Here is an 11586-nt window from a genome sequence, read left to right as displayed (position 1 = left end):
CCCCCCCCGCCCACCTGATATATATATACACCTCCCGCCGCGCGCCGTGATTAAAAAACAAACAACGCGGGGCGGCGGGGGGCTACACCCCCCGGGGCGGGCCCCCCCCGCCGCCGATCTCGGTGATCTCCTGTTCGACACGGTCCTGCTGGCCGGTGGCGGCCGTGAAGGAAACGGCCTGCTGGCGTCGCGCCATTTCGTCGGCGCCTTCCAGTTCGGCCGCAGCCGGCGAAGAAACAGAACCGGGCAAGATCGCCTCGCGCGCCGGCAGCGGGCCGCGCGGCAGCGATGGATCGACCGGCACGATATAGGGAAACTGCGCCGGCGGCACGTAAGGCAGCGTGCCGAGCGGCAGGCGGTAGCCGACCGGCGAATCGCCGGGCACCAGGAACAGCCTGCCGCGCCGCGTCTTCCACTTCTCCGAGCGCCAGCGCGGTCCTGACGCCTGGCTGTTCCAGCGCTGGACAGGCAGCACATAGCCCGACGGCTTGGTCAGCCCGCGTTCGAACACCCGCGCCATGCGGCTGCGCTCCTCAGGGTCCTCCAGCTTCGAATTGGAAGGATCGACGTTGTCAGGCAGCTTGCCTTCCTTGAGCAGCCATTCGGCCGGATCCTCATAGGCTTCGCTGACCATCGTCTTGTCGATGCCGAGTTCGTCGGCAATCGCCGTCAGCAGGCTCTCGGCCTGCATCGGTCCGACATCCGCCTCGCTCTTTTCATGCGCGATCAGCGACGGGTCGCTCCACACCGGCTCGCCATCGGCGCGCCAGTAGAGCGAGAACGTCCAGCGCGGCAGGCTTTCTCCGGGGTACCATTTGCCCTGTCCGTAATGCAGGAAGCCGCCCGGCGCGAAGCGTTCGCGCAGCCGGCGGATCAGGGCATCGGCCTTTTCCCGCTTGGTCGGCCCGACGGCTGCCGTGTTCCACTCGGCCGCCTCGAAATCGTCGATCGAGACAAAGGTCGGCTCGCCGCCCATGGTCAGCCGCACGTCGCCGGCCTGGAGCGCGGCATCGACCTCGACGCCCAGCGCGTCGAGCGCCTGCCAGCTCTCGTCGGAGAACGGCTTGGTGATGCGCGGATGCTCGGCGATGCGGTCGACCCGCATGTCGAAACCGAACTCGACATTGGCGAAGCTCGCCATGCCGGAAATCGGCGCGGCATTGCGGAAATGCGGCGTTGCCGCGAGCGGCACATGGCTTTCGCCGGTGAGCAGGCCGGAGGTCGGGTCGAAGCCGATCCAGCCGGCGCCCGGCAGATACACCTCGCACCAGGCATGGAGGTCGGTGAAATCGGTCGCCGTGCCGGGCGGCCCGTCGAGCGCAACGAGGTCGGGTTTGAGCTGGATCAGGTAGCCGGAGACGAAACGCGCGGCGATGCCGAGGTTCCTCAGTATCTGCACCAGGAGCCAGCTCGAATCGCGGCACGATCCCTTGCCGGCGGCCAGCGTTTCCTCGGGCGAGAAGACGCCGGTTTCCATGCGCACGATATACGCGATCTCGCGCTGTAGCCGCGCATTGAGGTCGACGACAAAATTGACGGTGTTGGTCGGGTGGCGCGGGATGGTTTTCAGGAATGCCTCCAACAGCGGCCCCGCCGGTTCCGGCGTTCGATAGATGGTCAGATCGTCCCGGATCTCTTCGGGGTATTCGAATGGAAACGTCTCGGCCGACGGTTCGACGAAGAAATCGAACGGATTGTAGACCGTCATGTCGGCAACGAGATCGACCTCGATCTTCAGTTCCGTCACCGGCTCGGGAAAGACGAAGCGGGCCAGGAAATTGCCGTAGGGGTCCTGCTGCAGATTGACGAAGTGATTTGCCGGCCCGACCTTCAGCGAATGGCTGAGCACCTTGGTGCGGGAATGCGGCGCAGGCTGCAACCTTATGACTTGCGGGCCTAAGACGACCGGCCGGTCGTATTTGTAATGGGTCAGGTGATAGACGGCTGCCAGAATTGCCATGGTGCCCCTGAAGTCGGCGTTTCAAAAGGAGTTCGCTGAACCCTGACACGAATGCTGACCATTCTCCAAGCAGAGATGTTGCGCTGCACCTAAATCAAGCAGCTTTCATAGCTCACGAAACGGAGCGCCGACCCCGGGATTCCGCAGTGTGGCGGCAAGACGTTGCAACGCTGCAGAGCCGAAGTCCGGCGGGTCAGCACCGGGCGCTTCCCGCCGATATCGATGATCGGCAGCACACGCGATGCTTCGTCGAAAAGAGCGAAAAAGAAAAACCCGCCTCGGCGGGCGGGTCGTTGGAGCCAATTAGCACCATACCCAAATTAGTAGCATAGCTGCCGGCACAAAGCAAGAACAAAATGTGGCATGGTCGACGAAAGTTGCCGATCTCCCGCTTTGCGAGGGGAGATACCAGGCACGGGCATCCTGGAAGCGGAGCCTGAACCCTAAAAGAATGCCTGCAACCCGGTCTGCGCCCGTCCGAGGATCAGCGCATGCACGTCATGCGTGCCCTCGTAGGTGTTGACGGTTTCCAGGTTCTGGGCGTGGCGCATGACGTGGTAGCCGATCTGGATGCCGTTGCCGCCATGCATGTCGCGGGCCTGGCGGGCGATGTCGAGCGCCTTGCCGCAATTGTTGCGCTTGACGAGCGAGATCATCTCCGGCGCCATCTTGCCTTCGTCCATCAGCCGCCCGACGCGCAGGCTGCCCTGCAGGCCGAGCGCGATCTCGGTCTGCATGTCGGCGAGCTTCTTCTGGAAAAGCTGCGTACCGGCCAGCGGCTTGCCGAACTGCTTGCGGTCGAGGCCATACTGGCGGGCGCGGTGCCAACAATCCTCAGCCGCGCCCATGGCGCCCCAGGAAATTCCGTAGCGTGCCCGGTTGAGGCAGCCAAACGGCCCTTTGAGACCCGAGACATTGGGCAGCAGCGCGTCGTCGCCCACCTCGACGCCTTCCATCACCACTTCGCCGGTGATCGAGGCTCGCAGCGACAGCTTGCCACCGATCTTCGGCGCCGACAGCCCGTTCATGCCCTTTTCCAGGACGAAGCCGCGAATCTGGTTGTCATGCGCGCCCCCACTTTCGTCGGACAACTTTGCCCAGACGACGAACACGTCGGCGATCGGCGCGTTGGAAATCCACATCTTCGAGCCGGAGATCCTGTAGCCGCTCGCAGTCTTCTCGGCCCGCGTCTTCATGCCGCCCGGGTCGGAACCGGCATCAGGTTCGGTCAAGCCAAAGCAGCCGATCCATTCGCCCGACGCCAGCTTCGGCAGGTATTTCTTGCGCTGTTCTTCCGAGCCATAGGCATGGATCGGATACATTACCAGCGACGACTGCACGCTCATCATCGAGCGATAACCCGAGTCGATCCGCTCCACTTCCCGCGCGACCAGCCCGTAGGTGACGTAGTTGGCGCCGAGCCCGCCATATTCCTCGGGGATGGTGATGCCGAGCAGACCGGCCTCGCCCATTTCGCGGAAGATCCCGGCGTCGGTCTTCTCCTCGAGATAGGCTTCCTCGATCTTCGGAGCGAGCTTGTCGGCGGCAAACGCCGCGGCGCCATCGCGCACCATGCGCTCGTCCTCCGAAAGCTGGTCCTCGATCAGGAAAGGATCATCCCAGACGAATGCGTTCTTGTCGGCGGCCATGGCCCTCGGTCTCCCAAACTCATGCATGTCGCCCAAAGCTTGCCCGCGGGCCTGACCCGAGGGTGTTCCGCAGCTTGGGGATAACGACATGCATCGAAACAGAAATCTTGAAACGCGCGGCTTATCGGCTCCCGTCCTGAAAAAATCAAACGAAATAGCTTCGCCGATCCATGAGCATTGGTGATGGATCATCAATGTCGAGCGCCGCCGTCTGACCTGCCACAGCCGGCTCGCGAAATTATTTCCGCTTCAACGCATCGGCCAAAGCGGCGCCGAACGCGCCCTGCTGCGCCGGCGGCTCCGGCTGGCGTTGGGGCGCGGGCGCGCGCGGCACCGGCCTGCTGCCATTGTCGCGCGGCTTCGGTGCGCCACCGTCACCATCCTTGCGCATCGACAGGCCGATGCGCTTGCGCTTGATATCGACGTCGACGACACGCACCTTGACCACGTCGCCGGCCTTGACCACCTCATGCGCGTCCTTGATGAACCGATCGGCCAGTTGCGAGACGTGCACCAGCCCATCCTGGTGCACGCCGATATCGACGAAGGCGCCGAAAGCCGCGACATTGGTGACAGTGCCTTCAAGCCGCATGCCGGGCTTCAGATCCTTGATGTCGTCGATGCCATCGGCAAAGGTCGCGGTCTTGAAGCCGGGGCGCGGATCGCGGCCGGGCTTTTCCAGTTCCGCCAGGATGTCGCGCACCGTCGGCACGCCGAAGCGCTCATCGACGAAGACGCGCGGATCGAGCGCCTTGAGTGCGGCGCTGTCGCCCATCAGCGAGCGGACGTCGCGCCCGCAGGCCGCGACGATCTTCTTGGCAACGCCATAGGCTTCCGGATGCACGGCCGAGGCATCGAGGGGTTCGCTGCCGTTTGGAATGCGCAGGAAGCCGGCGCATTGCTCGAACGCGCGGGGTCCAAGGCGGGAGACCTTCAACAGTTCGCGGCGGCTGGCGAACGGGCCGGAGGCATCGCGATGCGCAACGATCGCCTCGGCCAGCGATGCGCCGAGACCCGAAACCCGCGCCAGAAGCGGCACTGAGGCCGTGTTGAGATCGACGCCGACGGCATTGACCGCATCCTCGACCACCGCTTCCAGCGAGCGGCCGAGGCGGTACTGATCGACGTCGTGCTGGTACTGGCCGACGCCGATCGACTTGGGCTCGATCTTGACCAGTTCGGCGAGCGGATCCTGCAGGCGCCGCGCGATTGACACCGCCCCGCGCAGCGACACGTCGAGGCCTGGAAATTCAGCTGCCGCCGCTGCCGAGGCGGAATAGACCGAGGCACCGGCTTCGCTGACGATCACCTTGAGCGGCTTCGGCCCGGACCCGGCAGGCATGTCAGCCAGCATGTCGGCCACCAGCCTTTCGGTCTCGCGGCTGCCGGTGCCGTTGCCGATCGAAATCAGCTCGACCTTGTGCAGCCGGATGAGCTTGGCCAGTTCGGCCTGCGCGCCGCGCACATCGTTCTTCGGCGGGAACGGATAGACCGTTGTCGTCGCCAGCAGCTTGCCGGTGCCGTCCACCACCGCCACCTTGACGCCGGTGCGAATGCCCGGATCGAGCCCCATCGTCGGCCGCGAGCCGGCAGGCGCGGCAAGCAGCAAATCCTTGAGATTGCGGGCGAAGACATGGATGGCTTCTTCTTCGGCCCGCTCGCGCAGATCGCGCATCAGATCGAGCGTCAGGTGCAGCGACAGCTTTATGCGCCAGGTCCAGCCGGCGACCTCCATCAGCCAGCGGTCTCCCGGCAACTGGCGGCCGATGGCGTGGGCGTCGGCGATCATCCGCTCAACCGGTTTCACCGGAGAGGCGTCATCGGCATCGACTTCGATGTCGAGCGACAGAACCTCCTCGTTGCGGCCGCGCAACATGGCCAGCGCGCGATGGCTCGGCACGTTGGTCCAGCGCTCGACATGGTCGAAATAGTCGGAAAATTTCGCGCCGGCCTCCTGTTTGCCGTCGACGACGCGCGAGCGCAGGAAGGCGCGTTCCTTCATGTAGGTCCGCAATCTGCCGACCAGATCGGCATTCTCGGCGAACTGTTCGGACAGGATGTCGCGCGCACCCTCGAGCGCTGCCTTGGCGTCGGCCACGTTTTCGCTGATGTAGGCCAGCGCCAGCTCGGCGGGTACAGCCGTACGGTCGGCGAGAATAGCTTCCGCCAGAAGCCCGAGCCCGCGCTCGCGTGCGATCTCGGCCTTGGTCCGGCGCTTCGGCTTGTAAGGCAGGTAGATGTCTTCGAGTTCGGCCTTGGTGCCGGCCGCAGCGATCTTTGCTTCGAGCTCCTCGGTCAGCTTGCCCTGCTCGCGGATCGAACCAAGGATGGTGTCGCGGCGCGCGTCGAGTTCGCGCAGATAGGCCAGCCGCTCGGCGAGGTCGCGCAGCTGCGTGTCGTCGAGGCCGCCGGTGACCTCCTTGCGGTAGCGCGCCACGAACGGCACGGTCGCACCGTCATCGAGCAAGCCGATCGCTGCCGCGGCCTGCTCGGGCCGGGCGGCGATCTCGGCGGCTATGATAGTTGCGATGCGCTTGATGTCGGATGCCATGTCGTACCTGTCGCTAGTCGAAACGAGCAGCGACCATAGGCGCAGAGCACTGCCGCGCCAACTGCGCCATTTTCAACCCGGCGAGAGGTCCACAGGAAAGGTCGGGCTGCCTGGATGGATCAGACCATCCGGCTCAGCGCCTCGAAGAAAGAAATCATATCCAGATCGAGCGGATCGTCGACCGGTACCGGCTGCGACGACATCTTTGCGATCACAATTTCGGCCTTCGGATTGACGTAAAGCCACTGGCCGTGGATGCCGATGCCGCAGAAGGCGCCGCTTGCCGCGCCCGTCTGGTACCATTTGTTGCGATAACGGCCACGCGGAAACAGGAACGCCATCGTGCCGCGCCGCCAGGCCTCGGCGTCACCGCCAGTTTCGGTCGTGTCGCGCATCCAGGCTTCCGGCACGACGCGGCGGCCATTGGCCACGCCGCCTTGCCGCATCATCTCGCCGACGCGTGCAAGGTCGCGCGGCGTCACCGAAATGCCGCCGGCAGTGCGCGCCGTGCCTTCCACGTCGACTGTCACCGAGGCGTCGCCGACGGCGCCGAGCGGCTCCCATAATTTTTCGCGCATCAGATCGTCGAAGCGCCGGCCCGACGCACGTTCGAGCAGGATGCCAAGCAGGTCGGAATTGGGCGAACGGTAGCGGAACGTCCGGCCATGCGGCTCGGCCAGGCCCTGCAGCGTCGTGAGGAAAGTGGCCAGGCTCTCGATGCCCCCGCCTGGATTCCACAGCATGGCGCGGCGGTAGCGGGCGAAGGCGCTTTCCGGATCGAGATAGGCCTCTTCGAAATCGAGGCTGACACTCATGTCGAGCACGTGCCGCACACGCGCATCGCCATAGGCCGAGCCGGCGGCTTCGGGCAGATAGCGGCTTACCGGTGCCTGCGGATCGAAAATCCCCTCGCCTTCCAATATGCCGGCAACAATGGCGGTCAGCGACTTGCTGATCGAAAAGACGATGTGGCGCGCCCCAAACTCCATATGCGGCGCGAACCAGTCGCCGACGAATTTGCCGCGTTTCATGATCGTCAGCGCGTCGGTATCGGAGCGCGCGAGAAACGCCGCGACCGTCTCCGCGCCGCCTGCAAGAGCGACCTTTTCGCCAAGTAGCCCGCCGAAATCCTGCGCCGGCGCCTCGCTGCTGCCCGGCTGTGCCGCCACGGCAGCGCTCGGCACCAGCTCGCCGACATTCTGGAACGACCACCGGTTGAACGGGCTTTCCCGCCAATTGCCGAGCAGCACCTCCTTGCGGGCAAAGCCATATCTGGTTTCGAACGCGGTCTTGCCGGCCATGGTGGTCCTGCGGATTTCTTTGAGGTTCAGGCGAGCGCCGCGGCAATGGCATGCACGGCTTTCAGTGTCGCCACCGATAGGCGACGTTAAAAAATGCGGACAAAATGGACCCGGCGGGCGCCTGCCGCCGGGTCCATCACGATGCGGTCACTTCTGCAGTTCGGTCCAGATCTTGCTGTAGATGGCCTGCACGTCCTCGGAACACAATTTTTGCAGCTCGCCATGCGCCTTGACGTCTTCCGGGATGATGACTTCCGGCGCATCCTTCATATCGGCCGGCATGTACTTGTCGGAACCGGTAATGCCGTTGGCGTAGCGGTGGAAGGCGGATAGGCCGGCGGCGTTTTCCGGATCCATGATGAAGTTCTGGAACAGCTTGGCGTTCTCGACATTCTTGGCTTCCTTCAGGACCATGACATTGTCGCTCCAGAGGCCAAAACCTTCCTTGGGATAGAAATAGTGGATCTTGGGGTTCGCCAGCCGCTGGCGCAGGGCCGAGCCGTTCCAGTCGCTGGTCGCCTTGAAATCGCCGGCGCCCATTTTCTCGATGGTATTGTATTCCATCGCGATCCAGTTCGGCTTGGCAGCAACCAGCGTGTCACGCACCTTCTTCAGCGTTTCCTTGTCGCTGGCGCATTGCGCGGCGCCGACATATTTGGTTGCCGCGAACATGACGTCGTTCATTTCCGGCACGACGTTGACCTTGCCCTTCAGTTCGTCGGGTGTGTTGAAGATGATGCCCCAACTGTCCGACGGCCCCTTGTAGACATCGGTGTTCACCACGATACCCACCGTGCCCCAGGCCCATGGCACGGAATATTTGCGGCCGGGATCGAAATCGGGATTGGCCCATTCCGGCGCCACGTTCTTGAAGTTCTCCATCTTGCCGGGATCGGTCTCCTGAACGAGGCCTTCCTTGATCCAGATCGGCACGAAGGTTTGCGAAGGCACCGCGATGTCGAAGCCGGTGCCGCCCTGGCGAACCTTGGCCAGCGCCGTATCGTTCGAATCGTAGTCGGTGATGGTCACCTTGATGTTGTATTTCTGCTCGAACTTCTTGATCACGTCGGGGCTGGTGTAGTTGCCCCAATTGTAGATGTTCAAAACGCCGTCCGCGAAAGCGCCGCTTGTCGAGGCGAGCAGCGCCAACCCGACGGCGGTCGCTGATGTCTTCCAGTTCATGTTTTAGCTCCCATTTTCGATTTTCAGTCCCGTTTCCTGCTGATGAAGAAAAACAACGTCACGATGGCGACCGACAAGAGCAGGAACACGGTCGATATCGCGTTGATCTCCGGCGTTATGCCTCGACGTATCTGGCCAAGCATGTAGGTCGGCAGCGTGTCCTGGCCGCCCGATTTCACGAACTCGGTGATGACGACATCGTCGAGCGAGATTACGAAGGCCAGCATCAATCCGGCCAGGATGCCGGGCCAAAGCAGCGGCAGGGTGATGCGGCGGAACGTCTTCCACGGCGTCGCATAGAGATCGGCGGCGGCCCGTTCCAGCGTCAGGTCCATGTTCTCCAGCCGCGCCCGGATCGGCAGGTAGGCGAACGGAATGCAAAAGGCCGTATGCGCCGCGATCAGGTAGCCGAGCCCGGAATAGCCGGTGAATATCTTGATGCGCGAGAAAAAGATCAGCAGCGCCACGCCGGTGACGATCTCCGGCACCATCAGAGGTTGGTTGATGGCGGCATATTTGAAGGTCAGGCCGGGATAGGGCGGCGTGCGCGTGGTGGCGAGCGCCGCCATGGTGGCGAAGATCGTGGCCAGGATCGCCGCGATGGCGCCGATCTGGAAGGAGCGCACGGTGGCGTCGATGACTTGCGTGTTCTGCCACGCCGACTGGAACCATTTGAGCGAGAAGCCGCCCCATTCCGACGTCGAGGTCGCGGCGTTGAAGGCATAGACGACCAGCACGACGATGGGCAGATAGAGCACGACGAAGCAGGTCGCGGCGATCGCGGTGAATCCCGGCTGATGCTTGATTGCGAAGCTGCTAGCCATGACGCATCTCCGACCGGCCGGTGTTGCGCACATAGGCGAGCAGCGCCACCATGACGATGACCATGACGGCGATCGACAGCGCCGAGCCGAGCGGCCAGTTGCGGCCTTGTCCGAACTGCAGCTCGATCAGGTTGGAAAGCATCATGGTCTTACCGCCGCCCAATAGGACCGGTGTGACATAGGCGCCGAGCGCCGGAATGAACACCAGAATGGAGCCGGCGATGACGCCCGGCTTGACCAGCGGGAAAATGATACGCCTGAGCACCTGGAAGCGTGTCGCATAAAGATCGTAGCCGGCTTCGACCAGCCGGAAATCGAGTTTTTCCATGCTGGCGTAGATCGGCAGCACCATCAGCGGCAGATAGACATAGGCCATGCCGATCAGGATCGCCGTATCGGTGAACAATATCTGGATCGGCGCCGAAATGATGCCGAGCTTGAGCAGCACCGTGTTAATCAACCCCTCGTTGCGGATGATCTGCAGCACCGCGAAGGTGCGGATCAGCAAGTTGGTCCAGAACGGTATGGTGATCAGGAACAGCCAGAGATCGCGCGTCTTCTCGCTGCGCGTCGCCATGAAATAGGCAGTAGGAAAACCAAGCGCCAAAGTAGCGATCGTGGTCACGATGGCAAGCTTGATCGAGCGCCAGAAGATAGTGACATGGGCGGCAGCAATGGAAAGCGTGTCGTCGAAGATGTCGCGTTCCATGAACACCGATGTCCAGGCCTCGGGCGAGAATTGCCACTTCACGTCGCCATAAGGGCCGGGCGTCAAAAACGAATAAACCAGCACGATCAGCAAGGGACCGGTTGCTGCAAGGAAGATGATCAGCAGGGCCGGCGCCGACAGCAGCCAGCGGTCGCGGATGTCGCGCCGTTCGGCCGCCTTGGCGACTTCTTCCGCGCTCGCCATCAATCCCTCAGCACTTGCGCGGCGTCGTTGCCGATCGAGACGCCGACCTTGTCGCCCCGCTCGAAACCGCAGCCTGCGCTGCGCGTGTTCTGCTGGCGCACGGTGAAGGCTTCGCCGCTGTCCAGTTGGACATGAATATGCGTGTCGGTGCCGAAATAGACGATGTTTTCGACGGTTCCGGAAAGATCGCCCTTGCCGCCGGTCAGCTTGGCGTGTTCCGGCCTGACCACCAGCGTCGCATTCTCCTTCGGCTGGAAGCCCTCAGCCACCGTCGCGTCGATCGTCGCGCCGGATTTTAGTGTCGCGCGCGCCTTGCCGTTGCCGATGCCGGTGATGGCCGCGGTCAGGAAATTGGTTTCGCCGATGAAGTCGGCGACGAAGCGCTCGGCCGGCTTGTCATAGATGTCCCAGGGCGTGCCGACCTGCAGGATCTTGCCGGCCGACATCACGGCGATGCGGTCGGACATGGTCAGCGCTTCTTCCTGGTCATGGGTGACGAAGATGAAGGTGATGCCGGTCTGGTGCTGCAGCCGTTTCAGTTCGATCTGCATTTCCTTGCGCAGCTTGTAGTCGAGTGCCGACAGCGGCTCGTCGAGCAACAGCACTTTCGGCTGCGGCGCCAGCGCGCGGGCCAGTGCGACGCGCTGCTGCTGGCCGCCGGAGATCTGGCTGGTGCGGCGGCCGCTCAGCGCCTCCATCTTGACCAGCTTCAGCATCTCGGCGACGCGTGCCTTGATTTCGGCTTTCGGCTTGCCCAGCATCTCCAGGCCGAAGCCGATATTCTCGGCCACTGTCATGTGCGGGAACAGCGCATAGGACTGGAAGACGGTGTTGACCGGCCGCTTGAACGGCGGCAGCGGCGCGATGTCGTGGCCGTGCAGCAGGATTTCGCCTTCGCTGGGAAAATCGAAGCCGGCGATCAGCCTGAGCAGCGTCGTCTTTCCGCAGCCCGACGGCCCCAGCAGCGTGAAGAACTCGTTCTCGCGGATCGACACCGAAACCGTGTCGAGAGCGGCGACTTGTGCGTCCCCGGTACCGAACACCTTGCGGACGCTGCGGACCTCGATTGCACTCTTACCCGGTTGATCCGGCACGCATTACCCCATTTTCATGTCCGCTCTTGATGGCGGATCCAGTTCCCATTCGATTGTCAGCATATGCCGGTCGGCTTGGCAACCATGCATCTGGATCTCGGTTCAGAACGCA

The 11586-nt window shown here is 63.2% G+C and carries 7 protein-coding genes and 1 pseudogene; all 8 read right to left on the bottom strand.

The annotated features are described in order from the left end of the window. Positions 1-109: 109 nt before the first annotated feature. Positions 110-1960: pseudogene (locus tag NKH49_RS13635) on the bottom strand (transglutaminase family protein); the annotation flags it as partial. A gap of 443 nt (positions 1961-2403) precedes the next feature. Further along, a complete protein-coding gene (locus tag NKH49_RS13630) occupies positions 2404-3609 on the bottom strand; it encodes an acyl-CoA dehydrogenase (RefSeq protein ID WP_352918208.1) in 1206 nt (401 codons plus the stop codon). Between the two features lie 238 nt (positions 3610-3847). Further along, positions 3848-6160: a Tex family protein gene (locus NKH49_RS13625; protein ID WP_352926306.1), complete on the bottom strand. Its 2313-nt coding sequence runs from the start codon at positions 6158-6160 to the stop codon at positions 3848-3850. 119 nt (positions 6161-6279) lie between these two features. Beyond that, positions 6280-7461: a serine hydrolase domain-containing protein gene (locus NKH49_RS13620; protein ID WP_352926304.1), complete on the bottom strand. Its 1182-nt coding sequence runs from the start codon at positions 7459-7461 to the stop codon at positions 6280-6282. Between the two features lie 147 nt (positions 7462-7608). Next, entirely contained in the window at positions 7609-8643 is a 1035-nt protein-coding gene (locus NKH49_RS13615; RefSeq protein ID WP_352926303.1) for an ABC transporter substrate-binding protein, read from the bottom strand. Between the two features lie 23 nt (positions 8644-8666). After that, entirely contained in the window at positions 8667-9467 is an 801-nt protein-coding gene (locus NKH49_RS13610) for an ABC transporter permease (RefSeq protein WP_352469567.1), read from the bottom strand. Continuing rightward, positions 9460-10380 (bottom strand): ABC transporter permease, encoded by a 921-nt coding sequence (locus NKH49_RS13605; protein ID WP_352469566.1) that lies wholly within the window; start codon positions 10378-10380, stop codon positions 9460-9462. Before NKH49_RS13605 ends, NKH49_RS13610 begins: the two co-directional genes overlap by 8 nt. Next, on the bottom strand, positions 10380-11474 hold the full coding sequence (locus tag NKH49_RS13600; RefSeq protein ID WP_352469565.1) for an ABC transporter ATP-binding protein: 1095 nt from the start codon (positions 11472-11474) through the stop codon (positions 10380-10382). The genes NKH49_RS13605 and NKH49_RS13600 overlap by 1 nt, the downstream gene beginning before the upstream one ends. Between the last annotated feature and the right edge of the window lie 112 nt (positions 11475-11586).

The organism is Mesorhizobium sp. M1088, from assembly GCF_040318575.1.
GTDB lineage: Bacteria > Pseudomonadota > Alphaproteobacteria > Rhizobiales > Rhizobiaceae > Mesorhizobium.
The sequence above is the reverse complement of the archived record's forward strand: the minus strand, read 5'-3'. Positions and strand labels throughout refer to the sequence as shown.